The organism is Paenibacillus sp. FSL R7-277 (genome assembly GCF_000517965.1).
Classification (GTDB): domain Bacteria; phylum Bacillota; class Bacilli; order Paenibacillales; family Paenibacillaceae; genus Paenibacillus_AQ; species Paenibacillus_AQ silagei.
The window spans coordinates 527,682-545,182 of sequence record NZ_ASPX01000080.1; the positions used below are offsets into that span (position 1 = coordinate 527,682).

Genomic DNA, 17,501 nt, shown 5'->3' on the forward strand with positions numbered 1-17,501 from the left:
GGCCAAAAGTCTATTGTAAGGGGGTCATGGGTCTACTATACTGAGCGAAGCTTAAGCCCAGATGAAAAACACATAAAGGTTTAATGAAAATAGACAGAATTCCGCAAGGATCAAAGAAAGACCCTGCCGAGGCACGGCGGGGTCTTCCACAAATGGTTCCACTGGGGGGTGGAGAACTTCACTATACTCCCGGAACCTTAAAAAAACATAAAACGGGGCTGAAGGTTTCCTTAAATTTACGTACATCAGATCCTGTCTCAAGCCACAGGAAGCTGATGTACGATCTGATCCAGGGTGACCTCCTGCAGCACATTCTCCATCGCCTTCTGTGCAAGAGAGAATACTGGAACAATAGCGCCTGCAATGTTCTTGCCTACCGGACACTCCGGGTTCGGATGCTCATGGACAGAGAACAGGGAGTCCTCTTCCACCGCATTCACCGCCTTATAAATCTGCAGCAGCGTAATATCAGCTGCACTGCGGGCAAGCTTCGCTCCGGCCACACCGGGACGAACCTCCACAAGTCCTGCCTTATTCAGCATACCCGTAAGGCGGCGAATCACTACGGGGTTCGTATTCACGCTGCCGGCGATCCACTCGGAGGTGCTTTTGCCGTCTTTGTTGCTGTCGATTAAGGTTAGAATATGAATAGCCACCGCAAATCGCGTGCTAATGTTCATAACAATCACTCCTTCACACTGGCCGGAATGCTTCCGCCAGATGCAACTATAATAGTTACATTTAGGACAATTGTCAATCCCATGAGGAGTGTGCAGACAACAGAACACTATTCACTGTCATACGCCTGCAATGCCACCGGCAGAGCTTGAATCACCACATTACCCACTGCCGGAAGGGGCAGCAGCACTGCGCTGATGATTTCATCACGGGTTGCGCCTAGTGCTTTGGCATGCTTAACATGAAAGGGGAGCCCGCTCTCCAGCCTAACCGCCGCGAGTACAGAGATATAGGCAATCTCCTCGGTTTTGGCATCCAGGCTGCTTGCGGCATCCAGCTTCTTCACAATTTCGCCAAGGGCCTTTTGCTGCTCCGGCGCTTCCTTCATAAATGTCATAAAGGCATGACTGACTTGCGGTACATTATCCACTTTAATTAACCCTCCGATTCTGGAAACAGATTCTTGCATTCCATATCATAACATCATCTTTAGTATGAGGGTTTCTTGCATAATGCATACATTACAACTGTTAAATATTCCTATATATCTTCAAGCACTAGTCAAAATAATCGGCTTGCCCTTGGTGACCACAATTGTGTGCTCAAACTGGGCCACGCGGCTGTTGTCGGCAACGCTGAGTGTCCAGCCATCCGGCTGCTGCTCTACGAAATCAGTGCCTGTGGACAGAAACGGTTCGATGGTAATGACCTGGCCTTCTTTCAGCACCGTCGTTACACGCGGATTATAGAAGGGCAGAATCTCAAACGGCTTCTCATGCAACGCTTTGCCAATGCCGTGGCTGCACAGGTTACGCACGACTTTATAGCCGCGCTTCCGCGCTTCGGACTCCATAACCCGGCCGATCTCGTTCACCTTCATGCCCGCCCGGAGATGATTAATCACGCTCATCATGGTCTCTTCCGTACTCCGGCAGAGGTGAATCAGCTTCTCATTATAAGGAGGCAATTGAAACGATACCCCGGCATCGCCAAAATAACCGTTCAGCTCGGCGGAGACATCAATATTGATCAGATCTCCAGCCTGAATGACACGTTGTCCCGGAATTCCATGCGCTACCTCTTCATTCACACTGATACAGGTCGTTCCGGGGAAGTTGTAGGTTACCTTTGGAGCAGATTTTGCGCCAAAATGGTTGAGAATCTTCGCCCCCACTTCATCCAGCTCCGCAGTCGTCATTCCGGGAACCACACTTTTCTTCATCTCGGCGATGGTGTGGCCTACCACTGCACCCGCCGCTTTCAGTCCTTGCATATCCTGGAGCGTATCGCTCGTCATCCCTGCTCACATTCCTCTCGTTATCAAAGCTTCACCTTGAGTATGTATCCTACAAGTATAACAGCCTTGTTACGCAGAGTGAAATCAACGTACTTCTTAGCTTATTGCACCTACAGCCTTCATCCAGGCATCGGCGATTAAGGCATGTCCGGCAGGCGAAGGGTGTACGCCATCCGCCGCCCAGTAGGCAGGTTCAGCCTTGACGGATGCCGCTGCGAACAGGCCATCCAGCGGCACGAGTACAGCGCCGTATTCACGGGCCAGCTCACGGACTACGTGGATTTTGGGGTCCAGATCCTGACGCCAGCCCTTGCGGTCTTCCGGCACCGGCAATACGAACGGCTCCACCAGCACCAGCTTTGCATCCAGATGCTGCTTGGTCCGTTCAATCAGATCACGGTAGGACGTCTCAAATTCAGCCGCTGTAGTCTCCTGCCCGGAATCATACCACCGCCAGGTATCATTTATGCCAATATAGATAGACACCCAGGTTGGCTTCAGCGCAAGACAATCCCTCTCCCAGCGCTCCTGCAGATCGACCGCCCGGTTGCCGCTGATTCCGCGGTTCAGGAACGTAAGATTCTTCTCCGCATACTGAAGGCCAAGCCGGGCGCCCGCCATCAGCGCGTAACCAACACCCAGTGATGAGGCATCGGCGTAATTGCGTCCACAATCCGTGATACTATCCCCCTGAAACAGGATGATATCGTTCTTTTGAAATGGCATGCCTGAAATCCTCCTATGAAAACATCTATAGTATGTAAACATGATCATTATAGCAAATCGGCTTTCCTGCGGACACGTTTTCATTGAAAATTATTCCTTCTATTTAAACAGAAAACCCCCTCAGGCTGTCATATGACAGTCCCAGGGGGATCTTAGGATAGAAATTTAATAGGCCAAGCTGAACAAGCCATGGATATGAGTCAAGTAACGGATATTGCTGGCTTCCTTCATTAGAGTGGCTGGCAGCCCCTTCAGCGGAGTGGAGTTACCGCCGACAATGGCTACCCCGTCTTTGCGTCCGAGACTGGCGAGTGTGCCGGAATTGACCGGGCTGAAGGCTTCCTGCGGTTTATCATTAAGATAAGCGAACAGATTGTAGCCAATCAGCTCACCCATCTGCCAGGCGATCTGTGCCGTTGGCGGATAAGGACGGCCATCCGGTGCAAAGACAACAGCGCTGTCTCCGGCTACAAATACATTAGGGTGTGAAGTGGACTGCAGGAACTCATTCACCGTGGCCCGGCCGCGGTTGACTTCAAGACCGGATTCGCCAACCAGCGGATTGCCCTGTACCCCGCCGGTCCAGACGAAGGTGTTCGCCACAATCTGCTGCCCATCCTTGAGATCAATCTTATTATCGGCCACCTTCGTAACCGGAAGACCCGGCAGGAATTGCACCCCGCGCTTCTCCAGGCTGGCTGTAGCGCGCTCAATCAGATGATCCGGCAGGACAGGGAGAATCTTCGGACCCGCTTCAACGAGCAGAAGCTTGATCTCAGCAGGATTCACTCCATATTGCTTCGTCAGCTTAGGCAGAATATCGGCAATTTCGCCTACCAGCTCTACGCCAGTCAGTCCGCCGCCGCCGATCAGAATCGTTGCATCTGCTGCGTTGCGGGTTTTGGAGTAGTCACGAATCCGGTCTTCAATATGACGGCGGATCCGCAGCGCATCTGCTGCTGATTTCAGCACCATGCTGTATTCTTCAAGTCCCGGAATACCAAAGTATGCGGTGGTGCTGCCCAGACCGACAACGAGAGCATCATAGGTCAGCATAACGCCGTCCGAGAGAATAACCTGCTTGTTCTCCGGGGAGAACGAATTGACCTTGGCGATTTTCAGATCAATATCTTTACCGGCGAACAGCTTCGCCAGCGGCATGGCAACCGCCTGTTCAGACGCACTGCCCGCTGCAAGCCGGTGCAATTCCGTAATAATCTGATGTGTCGGATACTGATTGACTACTGTTATTTTGGCTTCCGCTTTGCTCATATATTTACGAATGGTTAAGGCACTAAGCAGGCCGCCGTAGCCTGCACCTAGAATCACTATATGCTTTGACATGATAATTCCTCCATCATTAAGTATTACGGGCTTATTTGCCCGATTGACGTTCACCGCTGACCTGCAGATAGGCATTCATGAACCGGAGAGCCTTCTGTACCTGCGGGTCCTTGATCATCTTCATCATGCCGAACAGGCTGACTGTTTCGCTGCTTGCTTCCGCGCGGTCTTTCGCTTCAATAACAGTAGCCGCCAGATTCTTGGCAGTGCCCACCACAGGACCCGCCATTTCCTTAATCGCACCGACTGTATCATTCTTAAGTACTTCATCCGTGGCAACCGACTGCACAAAATCTAGTGATTTGGACAATACACTGACCATTTGTGTGATCTGCGGCAGCTGCTCTACCAAAAGAATCAGAGATTGCTGCACCTCCGGCTTCAAAAGCTCTTTCAGCACATCCTCTCTGGGAAGAGCTGCTTCTGGTATTTCTTGTTCAGGCAGGGTTTGGGTAACGGTTTCTGACATATCGAAGTCTCCTTTTACAAATCGTATTCTTGCACAATGACATCCAGGTGAAACTATGTGACTATTATAACACTCTATTTGTTATTATTGTCACAATCTTTTTGCCTTTGCAACCTATTTTTGTGATTATTATCACTTCCTCGTCGGTTTTGCCGAACTTAGCCGTTTAATCAGGTTAAATTTACAAATTATTATGTTTTTCCTCATTGACGTATACAGAGAGTCGTGATATCTTAAGCAAGTAACTAAATGTAAGTTTATTAATTAATATCAGCAATTGATTATTACTAAGCAGCATACATATTAGATGGAGGTAATGACTTATGAGTACTTTTTCCGAATTGGTGCAGTCCCGCAGATCGGCTAATAATTTCGTGGAAGGTGTTACCATTCCGCAGAGTGAGCTCGAAGAGATGTTCTCCCTGGCACGTCTGGCTCCCTCGGCTTATAATCTTCAACACACCCATTACAAGGTGATCAGCGATGACAACGTAAAGGAAGCCATCCGCAAGGACGCGTATGGCCAATACAAGATTCACACTGCTTCTGCTGTTATTGTGGTGCTGGGTGACAAAAATGCCTATCTGCAGGCTCCTGAAATCTATAGCGGGCTTAAGCTGCTGGGAGCGATGAGCGAGGATGCATACGAGCAAACCATTCAATCTATCAACGATGCTTATACCGGGAATGATGCGTTCCAGCGGGATGAAGCGATCCGCAATGCTTCTCTGTCAGCGATGCAGTTCATGCTGATTGCCAAAGATAAGGGCTGGGATACCTGCCCGATGATCGGCTTTGATCCGGAGGCTGTGAAGGCTACCCTCGGTCTCGGCGACCATATGGTTCCGGTGATGCTGATTACGATCGGCAAGGATAACCAGCATAAGATCAGACCGCGTGGCTATCGTAAGCCGGTCAATGAGTTTGTTGAATTCATCTAATAAAAAGGGTCTTCCGGCTACTACACCGAAAGACCCCTTTTTTTGTATATCATCCTGCCGTATTCTCAATCCATACTCACCGCGCATACTGCAAAATCGCCACAGCCGCACGCTCCTGCCGCTCTACATCCGTACTGTTCAAGGCTGCCTTCAGGACAGCCAGCGCCTGCGCTACTGTAGCTTCATCCACCTGAACCGGACAGGCACCGGCGGCATTCCCGCCATCCCCTGCCTGATTCCCCAGCCACAGATCGATTCGGGCTGCGGGCAGCACTCCTGAATAGGCAGTTATTCTGCTGTCAGAGGCAAGCAGCCCTGTTACAGCCGGATTAACCGCAGCGAGTGGCAGACTCTTCAGCCAGGTGACACCACGCCGGTGGGCTGTACTATCCTCTGCGCCGCTGTGCCGGGTATCATAGAAGTAATCGCCAAGGTCCCCGAGATACACCCATTCTTCATCGGCGATCAGCACATAATCCCCATCCTGCATCGCATTAATGAAGATATCCAGAGTATGGGTTGCACCCTCCAGCTCCTGCCCGTGATAGCCGGCGGCAGCCAGCTTGCTGATGATCTCTTCTCTGCTATGCTTCTCCAGATCTCCCGTACCGGGATAGCCTGCACATATATAATTATCCTCCAAAAAGGACTTCAGCAGCCCGCTGCCGAGTTCCTCAAGCTTCATTGCATACAAGCTCATTTCCGTTTCCTTTCCCTCCAGGCAAAGCTGCCGGAGTCTACGCAGCATTGAAACCATCCTTTTCATTATACAGCAAAGGCAGCGGGATTTGAATTCGGCAGATTCTAAGGAAAACGCAGAATAATAGCGCTTACAATACCTTTTTCCAAACTGGGAGTGCAAATTTAAAAATTTTGGCTTTTTACTATTCCCCGCACGGACGGTATAATTCAGGTATCAGCTCAAGGAAACAGACACTGCAGGAAGAACGTAAGCCAGGACATAATCTCCGGCAGCTAATCTTAAGCAGCGCTCCTCCTTGTGACTGAGACTATATCTTTGATCCTGACATTCCCGCCTGAAGTGAGTCCCTGCACGAAACGGTATGAGCTTCTTAAAGCTCACAGGCTTCACAATCCATCCTATCGTGGTTAGCGGATCAGTTTTGAGCAGTTTGAATGTGCAGGATAGGCAAATATACTGCCACCTCGGACCATTTCTACCCGGCTGAGTACAAAGGATAGGATAAGGAGTCTGAGACTAACATGGGTATAGTGGTAACAATATAAACCTCTATTGTTGATGTACTGATCAACGATAGAGGTTTATATGTGTCTGCACGGTCTTTCCGCCGCTCTAGGTTAACGCAGGCCTTCCGCCACTTTTAGCAGCATCTCTCTGGTGACTTCAGGCGATCCGGTCCCTACCTCATGCATTATATTTCTCTCCTCGTTCTCCCGAACCTCAATCCAGCGGATGTACGCATAATAGCCGTTGCTGTTATTCTCATAGGCTTGGCGGTTTTCAACATACAAGGCTTCCTGAGATTTTACCTTCAGATGCTCAACCTTTGTATCCGCCCAAACATCAGACATTAGCTGTGCCCACGGAGTAAGCGGGGAATAGGTAACGGAGATGAAATCATTCTCGCCCTTAGGACCTTGGTACACCAGCTCAGGACTGACCGTCCCGGCCTGTTGGTTGGGCACATTGAAGCTCTTGATCCAGGCGTAATGCTCACCGGGCTTCAGCCGCTTGGTTAGAACATTGGTGTATTTTTTAACCCAGGAGCTATCTGTAATGCCCACTGTACTGTCGGATCTTCCTTCGGCAAAATGGTATTCTTCCGGCATTCTGCCCGGCACGGCCAGCTTACCTGTGACAGGCTCTGTAGCCTTCTTCCAGCTTTCGATATCTGTGAAAATCTGCGGACGGTTGATTATACGGAGCTCCTTCATCCCGTTCGGCCTGGCAATTAACAACATAGCCGATTCATTCACTCCAAGCTGAGATTGAATCTCTGTAATCACCCGCCGGGTCTGGTTGGCAAAAGCTGTTGACTCATTAGCGCCCTCATGAATATCTACTTCCAAACTGGTTGCACCATAGGTAACCTGCCATAGCCGCTCCGCACCATAGACCACGCCTCCGAAGAGCATCAGTCCGCAGAGTACCAGGGCGATCCTCGCTGTCCCGCGCGCGCGCACGGGCCTATTTCCTCTCTGCTGCGGCTGCTGGAATTGCTCAAAGCTCGCTGCTAACCGCTGCTCCAGCGGCTCCGGCATCGTTGTATGTTGTTTATACCTGTTGAACTCCTGCTTCAGTTGATTTCCGACAGACATGTCCATTCCCCCTTCATCTCATCGTCCGCTGTAAATACCGCATTCTGTCGCAGCTTGCGCAGCGCCTTATGGTGCCTGGATTTGGCGGTTCCCAGCGGGATGCCCAGGGCCGCAGCAATCTCGTCATAGCTGCACTCTCCGTAGTAACGCAGGACAATTACGCTGCGGAGCTTAGGCGGCAGTCCGCTGACCAGCTGCATCAGCTCTCCCAGCTGTTCCTGGACCAGAAGCTGCGCGTCCGCTCCCGGATTCAGACTCTCAGATGCATGCGCCCGGGTGCGGTTCATGAGCCGCAGCCTGCGCCAGCTGCTGCGGTTCCAGTTGCTGCATTGCCTGACGATCATACCGTTCAGCCAGGCTCCGAAAGGCCGTTTGCCATCGTACTGCTGCAAGCAGCGGAATAGCTCGATGTAGATTTCATTGACTACATCAGCCACATCAGCCGGCCGGTTCACCAGCAGGCTGACGGTTCCGTACACCTGCTGCCTAATGGTGTTATGTAGTAAGGTGAAGGCTTCTTTATCTCCTTGTTCCAGCCTTTGCAGACATTCCCGAAGCTCTTCTTCTGTCATCTTCCTCTCCCCTCTCTATCTTGCTTACACTCTATATTGGTCCGCTGGCGGTGGAAGGTTCCCTTGATATGCAATTTATTACATCCTGACATATCAAAAACCGGCTGCCCATGAATTTCATCATGTGCAACCGGTTCTTTTGCTGCCGCCGGAACCTCCCTGGCTATGCGTTACAGATTACAAGGGCTCATTCCCCCATACCAGACTGCCGGAGATATAGGCCGGAAGCTTGGCCCAATCCGCAGGAGCTGTGCCTGCTGGATTGAAGGAATAATCGCCGGTCTGGGAGTAATTGCTCCAATCTGCCTTGGAGGCCCGCATCTGAATATCTATGCTGGCTCCCGGAGCAAGCGAGCCTGCTGCTGCTGTGAAGCCCAGCTCCAGGTAATGATCCGCGCCGCTCAAGGCTGCCGGAAGCTTCACGAACGTCCCAGTCACATTGGCGCTCCCTACCTGCGACCAGTCACAGAAGAAATTCTGGGCCTGCTCGCCATCACTGGTGTAATAATATCTGAGCTTCACATCAGCGAGGGAGACCGCAGCAGTACCGGTATTCACCAGCTTGATCCGCGGGCTGAAGGCATTGACAGCATTAGCCGTGCTGCTATTGAACATCTGGACCTTCAGACCGCCATCCACTGGTGCAGTCGTATCTGTCACCGTGACCGCCAGGCTCTGCGGTGCGCCGGCACTGAACTGGAAGCTCAGGGTGGTTGTTCCCACAGCCTGTGCTGCCAGATAGGCCTTGTGGATCGTCACAGCCGATCCGCTTAACGTATAATCCGTTCCGGCGGTTAACGCCGCCGAACCATTTTTAATAGAAGCTAAAGTATTTCCGTTCAAGGTCATCGTCACTTCAATGTCGTTCTGATTCGCTGCCTTCTTGTCGAAGCTGGCCGTGACCGGTGTGATGGTTGAATCATTAGCCGTTGTTGTCGTATCCGCCACCGTAACCGTTAAGGTCTTCGCAGCTCCGGCACTGAAATGGAAGCTTAGGGTGGTTGTTCCCACAGCCTGTGCCGCCAGATAAGCCTTATGGATCGTCACTGTGGAACCGCTCACCGTATAATCCGTTCCAGCGGATAATGCAGAAGCACCATTGGTAATGGAATCCAGGGTATTCCCGTTCAAGGTCATCGACACTTCGATGTCGTTCTGATTCGCTGCCTTCTTATCGAAGCTGGCCGTGACCGGCGTGATGACGGAGCCTGCTGCCGGAGGGTTCACCGGATCAGCATATAAGGTCCCGCGGCCATTGGTCCCGAGATAGACGCGGCCATAGACGCGCGGATCTCCTGTAATCGCCATATTAATTCTGGCATACTGATGATTATCATCATTAATCCGCACCCAGCTGGCTCCGGCGTCATCCGAGCGGAACACTCCTCTTACTCCGTCAATCTGGGCAACAGTATATAGGGCCATATAATTCTCACCCGGCGCGGCCTTTCCGAACCCGATCAGGTCCGCTTCTTCCACATTGCTCAGCTTGGTGAAGCTTGCCCCGGAGTTCGTAGAATGCCATATGCCGTACTTATCCTGCGGATGTCCTCCGGCAAACCAGATATCGCCTTCCACGCCCGGCATGGCTTTCAGGCTCACTTGCGCCTGGTTCGGCTGCAGGCCGTTCACGTTATTGGCTGGCAAGCCGGTCGCAGCCGTAGCTGTGAAGGTAGCTCCGTTATCTGTACTTACATAGAGCTTGCCCTCATAGAAGCCATAGAATTTATTCGGATTCACCCGGTCGGATGCTATCTTCGCTCCGGCAGGAATTCCGCTGCTCGCCGTCCAGGAGTTGCCCCCTGACTTGGAGTAAAAGACCCCGATATCCGAGGTGCTCCACAGAAGCGCATTCCCACTGGCAGATACAGCTACCTGACCCTGCCCTACTGTGGTACTGCCTCCTTTGGAGGGTTCTGCATTCGGCATGTACCAGTTCTTGCCGTTGTCATTCGAGATCCCAATCGACTTACCGTTCGGATATTTCTCTTTGTCCACACCGCCGACACGGACAACATAGGCCGGGTCCAGCTCCGCATAATCGATACTGTTCGTGCTGGCCCAGGAAGGGCTGGTCTGGAACTTGACAGGTGCCGCTGTTAGATCCTCATACCGGAAGCCGGACACATCACCAAGCGCGGTAATCAGGTGGGCACCCGCTGGCGGGCTGATCAGCCCGAGCACTGCGGTCTCTTCTACCCCTTTGGCCATCACGGATATCTTAACCTTGCCGCCGGTGTCCCAGGCTCCGAGGTTATTCGTACCGTAGATCGTAGCACCCGTGCCATACATCATCCGGTCCGAGTTGAACGGGTCAATCTCCAGATCCCCCATCATCCAGCCCAGCTTCGGCGCGGGATCAAGCGAGGTTGAGGTCAACCCGAGATTTAACCACGGTGCCGCCGTGATATCCATCTCGAACTTGTAATTGCGCTCCGGATAGAAGCCCCAATCCCAGATCCGGCTCCAGGTTTCCCCGCCGTCCTTACTGCGGAAGATGACCCCGTCCGGCCACCAGGAATTTAAGCTGGTAACCATGACTGTATTCGGATGCTGGGCATCCAACGCAAGCCCCCCGAAGCCGTAGAAGTTATCGGCCCCTGTGGAAGGGCTGATATTTTTCCAGATGCCGCTGGTTGTATTCCATTTCCAGACCTCGCCCTTGCTTCCGTCGTATGGACCCACCCCGTCACTGTAAGTAATATACAGATCACCAGTTGCGGACAGTTCACCATGATGCGGAAGCAGGCCTACAGGTTGACCGGGCAGCGCTGACCAGGTTGCACCTCCATCTGTGCTGCGGAACACACTTTTGGCGGTATCCGCGACACCGACATAGATGGTCTGGGTAGCTTGTCCGGCAGAGCCGGTGCTTTTATCAAAAGTAATCCAGGACAAGCCCACGATATCACTCTGATACTCATTCCCCGGATTCTGAACATACGTCCCTACATTAGTGAAGGAGGTAACCTTGGACCAGGTCACCCCGGAATCCACGCTCTTCCACAGGCCGTTCCCGCTCCGCGCCCCGAAGAACAGGATACTGTTCTTATTCGGGTCAATGACCAGCCGTTCCCCGGCTGAACGTCCAGGCATATTGCCTCCAACCTTGAACGGAAGCGGCGTAGACTGCCAGGTATCCCCACGGTCGCTGGAACGCATAATTTGGCCATTGCCATCCCAGGAATTCGTATACGTCCCGGTTGCCATATACACCTTGTCCGGATCAACCGGATCGGTAGCCAGCGCATCGACACCATTCTTGTTCCAATCCGCCCACCCAACGCTGTCCGTCAGCGGAATCCAGCTCCCGTCCGCCTCGTTCCAGCGGTAAGCCCCGCCAATATCCGTCCGTGCATAGATCAGATTCGGTTCCGTCTGGTTGAAAATAATCCCCGGCACAAAACCGCCGCCCGCACCGGTAACCACACTGTTCCAGCTGTAGTCTTCACTGGCTGCGGCATGGGTTACAGCGGGAGCAACGTTAAACAAAGAGCCTGACATCGCTGTCAGCAGGACGAGTATTCCTAGTCTTCGGATACGTTTTCGACTCATGATCCTAACCTCCCCAAACATACTTTGGTAACGCTTCCATTATAGAGCAGGCTTCGCCCGTTCCGTGAGAGAAAATGGTTGATTATGCGGGAATTTTGTCAGCAATTAGCACACCATTTTCACACTTGACGAAATTGGGGATTGGGGTAGTACGTAATATGAAAAAACCTCGCGATCAGCAATCGCAAGGTAGTTCAGAGCTAGTTCTCTGTTGGCGGCGGCAGCACAATCGGCTGATAACCCAACGCAGCATCTACAATCTCCTCCGGTGTCAGCTCCGGCTCATTCCAGAAGATCAGATCACTCACACCGGGATGAGGCACATTGCTCGCTACGATCTCCAGCCATTGGTCCAGCTCCTCCTCTGTTCCTTCGGCGTTCACGATCTTGGTTACGAGTGTGATTAGTTGTTGTCGGGTTAGGGACATTTCGGGGGCCTCCTTTTAGGGTGCATTTCAATCAATAAACATAACACATTTAGCGGCTTAGAATATCCCTAACATACACAGAGCATTCCTGAACCAGAGCATGTAGCATACCCGCTTCTGTACAACGCTTTTCTAACAACGGATTCTCCCAATCGTAAGCTCTAATTACATATACCGCGAACTCTTTTCTATACCAGCCAACATCAAGAGTATACTTTCCTTCGAAATAACTGACTTGAAATATATCCTCTTGATCCAAGTACCTCGTTTCATTATAAGTAATTGTACCCGGTGAAAAATCAATGTAATCAAACATAAATGCACTCCCTTATTGGAAATATTTCTGAGAGATAACTTACTTAGGGTAAGTCTTTTCAGGTCTTAGACTCCGTTATCTGCAATTATAATAAAAGGTGCTGGTAATGGATATAGTGTTAGCTCCTCAATACATTCACAGATGATGACTCCCTTTACCCTCCAAACAACAATTGGATTTCCAACACTTATTCCCTCTTTCTCCACCACAACACCGACAGCAATTGGATAAACAGCACTTAATTCTGGTCTAATTTGCTTATTATCTACTTTCGGCTAAATTAAGCAGCATTTATCCAACTGTTGGCCTGTTTGTAGGGATTTCAGCGAAAATAAATGCTGTTTTTCCACTTAGCCTCATGTTGCTTAACGGATAAGGAGCCGCGGCTTCAGCAGTATAATTTGGCACACTGGATATACCAACCACAAACAACCCCGCAGCAGATTTCACATCTGCTGCGGGGTTCTTCCATACAATTCAATCCATCACTTACGTCCGGCCTACTCCGTGCGCCCCCGGAGCAAAGCGATCGCTGCCAGCAGGAAGGAGACCAGCGAGATGCCGAGGGTAATGTAAACCATCGGCGAGGTGCCGGTGCCTTCCTTCTCCACAATGGCCTGATGCTCGTCCATGGTCATGGTGCCGTTGCCAGACATGTCTGTGGCACCGTGGCCGTGACCGCCATCGGCGCTGCCGGAGGCTTCAGCGATGGCGGTGATGGAATGCGGGGATTCCGAGCCGGGTTCGCCGGACCATTGCACGAGGCTGCCATCGGCATAGTGCTGATAGGCATCCCAGGCGATATCGCCTGCGGAGTCCGGGTTCTTGGCTGTGAAGTAGAAGCGCTGGAACTGTCCGGCCTGAATGCCGCCATCCTTGGCAATCCAGCTTACTTTATTCCCGTCCACTGTTACCTCCCAGCCGGGAGTGGCTTCATATTGCTTGAATTCCGCGCCTGCCGGAATCCGCAGATCCACCTGCACGGTGGCGCTTTCTTTTTCAGACGGCACTTTCAGGGTATACGTCTCCCAGGCCCCCGTGCTGGACTGGGCTGGACTAACGGTTACGTGGGCGCTCGCTACGGCTGCGAACAACAGTAGTGCGGCGGCGGCCGGTGCGGCCAGTGCTGCTATTTTACGAAACAATCTATTCAAATGAATCTCTCCTTGTCTCTTGTGTATGTCTATCTCTTCCCCGGAAAATCCCGCTCCCGCGAAGCCAGCCCCTGCTCCAGGGCGTACCTTGTGAGCTGCGTGCGGTTCTGAAGCTGAAGCTTCTGCAGAATGTTCTTCAGGTGATTCTTAACCGTATGCTCGGAGATCCCGAGGGTGGCGGCAATCTCCTTATTGGTGGACCCGGAGGATACACAGCCCAGTATCTCCTTCTCCCGCGCCGTTAATGCCTCCCCCTCCTCCTTGACGGAGGTAACCGCGAACTCCTTTAGAATCTGGAACGCCAGCTCCCGGCTCAGCGGCACCTCTTCGCTTACAATCGCCAGCAAATATTCGATCCAGGTAGACGGGGCCAGGTTCTTCAGGAGGTACCCCTGCGCTCCCTGCTTAAGCGCTTCGAACAGATAAGAGATCTCATCCGACACGGTGACGATGACAATCCGGACATACGGGTATTCCAGCTTAATGCGCCGCGTGGTCTCCAGACCATCCATTCCCGGCATTTCGATATCGATCAGGATCAGGTCGGGCATCCATTGCCCGGTCCAGACGATCGCCTCCGCTCCGCTGGCCACCGCACCAATCACTTCAAACCGTTCATCCAGCCCCACAATCTCGGTCATCGCTTCGCGTGCATGCGCATGATCATCGACGATCAGCACCCGGCAGCGTTCCATCCTGCGCACCCCCTTTTACAATTTCTACAGTGGTTCCGTCCGCTCCTGAGTGAAGTTGAAGCGCCCAGCCCATACTACGGGACCGTTCCCTCATAATCTGCAAGCCATAGCTGCCGTTCACCGCAAAAGGATCGTCATGCTCAATTCCAGCACCATCATCTGCAATGGTTACACGCCAGCCATGCACATTCCCTTGGCCCGATACGGATACCTTGCCCGCACGTGTGTGCTTACGCACGTTGATAATCGCTTCACGAATGCAGGACAACAGCTCTGCCTGTTCCGCCGGTGTCAGTGCCTGCTCCTCCAGATGCCAATCCAGCGATACCTCGATCATGACTTCTCCGGCTATTGCCGCCAGCTGCTCATGGATAGAACGCTCCAGCGAGAAGCTCTCCGCGCCGCTCACCGGCACCTTCAGATTGGCAATGGCCTGACGTACATAACGGTTAACCTCGTGAACGGTCTTCTTGATCTGATCCACACTGTCCGCGCTGATGCCGCCATCCTTGCGGCCGTGCTCCAGCCGGTCGATCCGTACAGAGAGCAGGAACAGGGACTGGGCCATGCCGTCATGCAGCTCTTTTGCCAGTGCCTCCCGTGCTTCCATCGCTCCGGTTGCCGCCCGCTCCTGCTCCAGCTCCCGCTGATTGCGCTCCATGAGGCGAAAGAGCGGCAGCAGCAGAATAATACTGAAGAGAAATACCAATACAGGTGTTAAGAAGTTGCCTGTGTCCATAGAGATGTACTGCATCAGGAACTGATGTCTCACCCACTCCCAGATACCCACCATGACCGTTGGAATAAGCAGAATAAGCACTTTAATTCGGGTATACGTCACGGTTCCCTCCCTAATTTCTGTTCGTTATTTTACCATTTCCGGGTGATCTCCGGCATGACTCTTTAGGGCTATGCCCGTCCGCATATGTTACAGAATTAAGTATTTAAAAATTAAATAATTCTCTTCATAGCTCCCATCGTCCTATCATAACAGTTAGCGAAACAATATCCGATAGGTTACACTAGGAATGACATTTAATCAAGAATACATTCATACTGACACTACAGGAGAGATATTGAAATGAAACGGATTACGATTCTAATCGCCGACGATGATCCCGAGATTGCCGATCTGATCGGACTGCATTTGGAAAAAGAAGGATACCACCCCATAAAGGTTACAAACGGCCCGGCAGCGGTGCAGGTCATCCAGTCCAGGCATATCGACCTGGCGATTCTGGATATTATGATGCCCGGGCTGGACGGGTATGAGGTGACCCGGCAGATCCGGGAGCAGCATGGGCTGCCGATTATTTTTGTGAGCGCCAAGACTTCGGATCTAGACAAAATCACTGGTCTTGTCATCGGCGCCGACGATTATATGACCAAGCCGTTCAATCCCATGGAGCTGGTCGCAAGAGTGAACGCGCAGCTTAGACGTTCTATGAAGCTGAACCAGCCAGTTACCGAGCAGAAGGCCGTGGTGGAAGCCGGGGGACTGATTGTTGATCCGGACCGCCGTTCCGTAACCTTATACGGACATCCCGTGGAGCTGACGCCGAAGGAATTCGACATCCTGTATTTGCTCGCCAGCTACCCGAAGAAAGTATTCAGCGCCGAGCAGCTTTTTCAGCAAATCTGGGGTGAGGCTTATTATGAAGGCGGGAACACCGTGATGGTCCATATCCGCACCCTGCGCAAAAAGCTCGGCGATGACCAGAATAAAAATACATGGATCAAAACGATCTGGGGAGTAGGGTACACGTTCAATGGCTAAACTTGTCCGCAGCTTCCGCTTCAAAATGATATCGCTGCTGGTACTCAGCATGATTTGCTCCGGTGCTATTACCTTTGTACTCTACAAAAGCCTGCAAATGTATTATACCTCTCAGGTGAAGTATGAAGACAAGCTGACCCGCTTCCGTTATCTGATTGCCGATTTCGGCGACCTGAATTTCTTCCTGATCTTCTTCATCCCGCTGGCGCTGCTGTTCTTCTTCCTGTTCACCAAGCCGTATGCCCGCTATTTCAAAGAAATCTCGCACCATATCCGCCTGCTGGCTAACGGGGATTTCAAAAGCCGGATTCAAATTAATTCTAACGATGAGTTCGAGGATATCGCCGCTGATCTTAACCAGGCCAAAGACAAACTTGAAGAAGCGGTGGAACGCGGGGACTTCGCGGAGAACAGCAAGGACAAGCTGGTGCTGAATCTGGCTCATGATCTGCGGACTCCGCTGACCTCTGTGCTCGGCTACCTGGATCTGGTGCTGAAGGACGGGGAGTTAACCGCTGAACAAGTGAAACATTACACCACGATTGCCTACACCAAATCACAGCGGCTGGAAAAGCTGATCGACGAGCTGTTCGAGATTACCCGGATGAACTACGGCATGCTTACCGTGGAGCAGCGCCCCCTGGATCTGAGTGAGCTGCTGGTCCAGCTGAACGAGGAATTGTATCCTCTGCTGGAGAACAACGGGCTGACGGCCCGCACCCAAGTCACTCCACAGCTCAAAATTACCGGGGACGGGGAACTGCTGGCCCGGGTGTTCGAGAATCTGCTGACCAATGCGGTGCGTTACGGCAAAGACGGCCGTTATGTCGATGTCCGCTGCTACCCGGAGGGTGAGACCATCGTTGTCCAGGTCATGAATTACGGAGATAGGATTCCGGAAGAGGACCTGCCTTTTCTGTTCGATATGTTCTATACAGGTGACCGGGCACGGACCCATCAGGAAGGCAGTACCGGGCTGGGATTGTTCATTGCCAAAAATATCGTCGAGCAGCATCAGGGGACGATCTCCGTACAGAGTGACACGATCCGCACGCTCTTCGAGGTCCGTCTGCCGGGTCTGATCCACTAGTCTGGTCCAGCTATAGCAGTGTTGCCGCCCTTTTAGAATTTAGAAGGGCGGTTTTTTGCGTTGACACTTCAGGTGGAAACGGCTTTATTTTTATTTTTTAAGAAAAACTTTATCTTTCCCCCACTTCTATTTAAACACGCCCCTCTATGCTTAAGTCA

Annotated in this window: 18 protein-coding genes; 3 read left to right on the top strand and 15 right to left on the bottom strand. The window is 52.0% G+C overall.

Translation table 11 applies throughout. The features are described from left to right. Positions 1–257: 257 nt before the first annotated feature. The 6 genes from C173_RS24455 to C173_RS24480 all read right to left on the bottom strand — a co-directional run bounded on the left by C173_RS24455 (position 258) and on the right by C173_RS24480 (position 4,514). A complete protein-coding gene (locus C173_RS24455; RefSeq protein WP_036729584.1) occupies positions 258–680 on the bottom strand; it encodes an Rrf2 family transcriptional regulator in 423 nt (140 codons plus the stop codon). 107 nt (positions 681–787) lie between these two features. Continuing rightward, entirely contained in the window at positions 788–1,075 is a 288-nt protein-coding gene (locus tag C173_RS24460) for a carboxymuconolactone decarboxylase family protein (RefSeq protein WP_036695137.1), read from the bottom strand. A gap of 153 nt (positions 1,076–1,228) precedes the next feature. Further along, on the bottom strand, positions 1,229–1,975 hold the full coding sequence (gene map / locus C173_RS24465) for a type I methionyl aminopeptidase (RefSeq protein WP_036729586.1): 747 nt from the start codon (positions 1,973–1,975) through the stop codon (positions 1,229–1,231). A gap of 96 nt (positions 1,976–2,071) precedes the next feature. Continuing rightward, on the bottom strand, positions 2,072–2,701 hold the full coding sequence (locus C173_RS24470) for an SGNH/GDSL hydrolase family protein (protein ID WP_036729589.1): 630 nt from the start codon (positions 2,699–2,701) through the stop codon (positions 2,072–2,074). A gap of 165 nt (positions 2,702–2,866) precedes the next feature. Next, positions 2,867–4,045 (bottom strand): NAD(P)/FAD-dependent oxidoreductase, encoded by a 1,179-nt coding sequence (locus C173_RS24475; RefSeq protein ID WP_036729591.1) that lies wholly within the window; start codon positions 4,043–4,045, stop codon positions 2,867–2,869. Positions 4,046–4,076: 31 nt separating this feature from the next. Beyond that, positions 4,077–4,514 (bottom strand): DUF1641 domain-containing protein, encoded by a 438-nt coding sequence (locus C173_RS24480; RefSeq protein ID WP_036729594.1) that lies wholly within the window; start codon positions 4,512–4,514, stop codon positions 4,077–4,079. A gap of 323 nt (positions 4,515–4,837) precedes the next feature. Here C173_RS24480 and C173_RS24485 point away from each other — a divergent pair, with 323 nt between their 5' ends. Continuing rightward, the gene (locus tag C173_RS24485; protein WP_036729596.1) at positions 4,838–5,455 is read left to right on the top strand and encodes a nitroreductase family protein; all 618 of its coding nucleotides are present in this window, start codon (positions 4,838–4,840) and stop codon (positions 5,453–5,455) included. Positions 5,456–5,531: 76 nt separating this feature from the next. Here the strand turns inward: C173_RS24485 and C173_RS24490 are convergent, their stop codons facing one another. The 9 genes from C173_RS24490 to C173_RS24530 all read right to left on the bottom strand — a co-directional run bounded on the left by C173_RS24490 (position 5,532) and on the right by C173_RS24530 (position 15,317). Then, entirely contained in the window at positions 5,532–6,140 is a 609-nt protein-coding gene (locus C173_RS24490) for a hypothetical protein (protein ID WP_235192001.1), read from the bottom strand. A 635-nt stretch (positions 6,141–6,775) separates the two neighbouring features. Then, the gene (locus C173_RS24495; RefSeq protein ID WP_036729602.1) at positions 6,776–7,756 is read right to left on the bottom strand and encodes a hypothetical protein; all 981 of its coding nucleotides are present in this window, start codon (positions 7,754–7,756) and stop codon (positions 6,776–6,778) included. After that, positions 7,735–8,328, bottom strand: coding sequence for a sigma-70 family RNA polymerase sigma factor (locus C173_RS24500; RefSeq protein WP_036729604.1), 594 nt, complete (start codon positions 8,326–8,328; stop codon positions 7,735–7,737). Before C173_RS24500 ends, C173_RS24495 begins: the two co-directional genes overlap by 22 nt. Before the next feature lie 177 nt (positions 8,329–8,505). Beyond that, entirely contained in the window at positions 8,506–11,883 is a 3,378-nt protein-coding gene (locus C173_RS24505; RefSeq protein WP_051478343.1) for a X2-like carbohydrate binding domain-containing protein, read from the bottom strand. Positions 11,884–12,083: 200 nt separating this feature from the next. Further along, positions 12,084–12,311, bottom strand: coding sequence for a bacteriocin immunity protein (locus C173_RS24510; protein ID WP_036729609.1), 228 nt, complete (start codon positions 12,309–12,311; stop codon positions 12,084–12,086). 49 nt (positions 12,312–12,360) lie between these two features. Next, positions 12,361–12,627: a hypothetical protein gene (locus C173_RS24515; protein ID WP_036729612.1), complete on the bottom strand. Its 267-nt coding sequence runs from the start codon at positions 12,625–12,627 to the stop codon at positions 12,361–12,363. A 500-nt stretch (positions 12,628–13,127) separates the two neighbouring features. Beyond that, positions 13,128–13,781 carry a DUF1775 domain-containing protein gene (locus C173_RS24520; protein ID WP_051478344.1) on the bottom strand — a complete coding sequence of 218 codons (654 nt, stop codon included), beginning with the start codon at positions 13,779–13,781 and terminating at the stop codon, positions 13,128–13,130. A gap of 29 nt (positions 13,782–13,810) precedes the next feature. Continuing rightward, positions 13,811–14,476, bottom strand: coding sequence for a response regulator (locus C173_RS24525; RefSeq protein ID WP_036729613.1), 666 nt, complete (start codon positions 14,474–14,476; stop codon positions 13,811–13,813). Next, complete coding sequence (locus C173_RS24530; RefSeq protein ID WP_036729616.1) at positions 14,445–15,317, bottom strand: sensor histidine kinase; 873 nt, start codon at positions 15,315–15,317, stop codon at positions 14,445–14,447. The genes C173_RS24525 and C173_RS24530 overlap by 32 nt, the downstream gene beginning before the upstream one ends. Before the next feature lie 240 nt (positions 15,318–15,557). On the opposite strand from C173_RS24530, the gene C173_RS24535 reads away from it, so the two are divergent. Both C173_RS24535 and C173_RS24540 read left to right on the top strand, forming a co-directional pair. Beyond that, entirely contained in the window at positions 15,558–16,253 is a 696-nt protein-coding gene (locus tag C173_RS24535) for a response regulator transcription factor (RefSeq protein ID WP_036729619.1), read from the top strand. Then, positions 16,246–17,343 carry a sensor histidine kinase gene (locus tag C173_RS24540; RefSeq protein WP_036729621.1) on the top strand — a complete coding sequence of 366 codons (1,098 nt, stop codon included), beginning with the start codon at positions 16,246–16,248 and terminating at the stop codon, positions 17,341–17,343. Before C173_RS24535 ends, C173_RS24540 begins: the two co-directional genes overlap by 8 nt. Positions 17,344–17,501 lie beyond the last annotated feature (158 nt).

Coding starts and splice junctions, on each gene's coding strand:
- C173_RS24455 (WP_036729584.1), bottom strand. CDS start 680: ATGAACATTAGCACGCGATTTGCGGTGGCTATTCATATTCTAACCTTA.
- C173_RS24460 (WP_036695137.1), bottom strand. CDS start 1,075: ATGACATTTATGAAGGAAGCGCCGGAGCAGCAAAAGGCCCTTGGCGAA.
- map (WP_036729586.1), bottom strand. CDS start 1,975: ATGACGAGCGATACGCTCCAGGATATGCAAGGACTGAAAGCGGCGGGT.
- C173_RS24470 (WP_036729589.1), bottom strand. CDS start 2,701: ATGCCATTTCAAAAGAACGATATCATCCTGTTTCAGGGGGATAGTATC.
- C173_RS24475 (WP_036729591.1), bottom strand. CDS start 4,045: ATGTCAAAGCATATAGTGATTCTAGGTGCAGGCTACGGCGGCCTGCTT.
- C173_RS24480 (WP_036729594.1), bottom strand. CDS start 4,514: ATGTCAGAAACCGTTACCCAAACCCTGCCTGAACAAGAAATACCAGAA.
- C173_RS24485 (WP_036729596.1), top strand. CDS start 4,838: ATGAGTACTTTTTCCGAATTGGTGCAGTCCCGCAGATCGGCTAATAAT.
- C173_RS24490 (WP_235192001.1), bottom strand. CDS start 6,140: ATGAAGCTTGAGGAACTCGGCAGCGGGCTGCTGAAGTCCTTTTTGGAG.
- C173_RS24495 (WP_036729602.1), bottom strand. CDS start 7,756: ATGTCTGTCGGAAATCAACTGAAGCAGGAGTTCAACAGGTATAAACAA.
- C173_RS24500 (WP_036729604.1), bottom strand. CDS start 8,328: ATGACAGAAGAAGAGCTTCGGGAATGTCTGCAAAGGCTGGAACAAGGA.
- C173_RS24505 (WP_051478343.1), bottom strand. CDS start 11,883: ATGAGTCGAAAACGTATCCGAAGACTAGGAATACTCGTCCTGCTGACA.
- C173_RS24510 (WP_036729609.1), bottom strand. CDS start 12,311: ATGTCCCTAACCCGACAACAACTAATCACACTCGTAACCAAGATCGTG.
- C173_RS24515 (WP_036729612.1), bottom strand. CDS start 12,627: ATGTTTGATTACATTGATTTTTCACCGGGTACAATTACTTATAATGAA.
- C173_RS24525 (WP_036729613.1), bottom strand. CDS start 14,476: ATGGAACGCTGCCGGGTGCTGATCGTCGATGATCATGCGCATGCACGC.
- C173_RS24535 (WP_036729619.1), top strand. CDS start 15,558: ATGAAACGGATTACGATTCTAATCGCCGACGATGATCCCGAGATTGCC.
- C173_RS24540 (WP_036729621.1), top strand. CDS start 16,246: ATGGCTAAACTTGTCCGCAGCTTCCGCTTCAAAATGATATCGCTGCTG.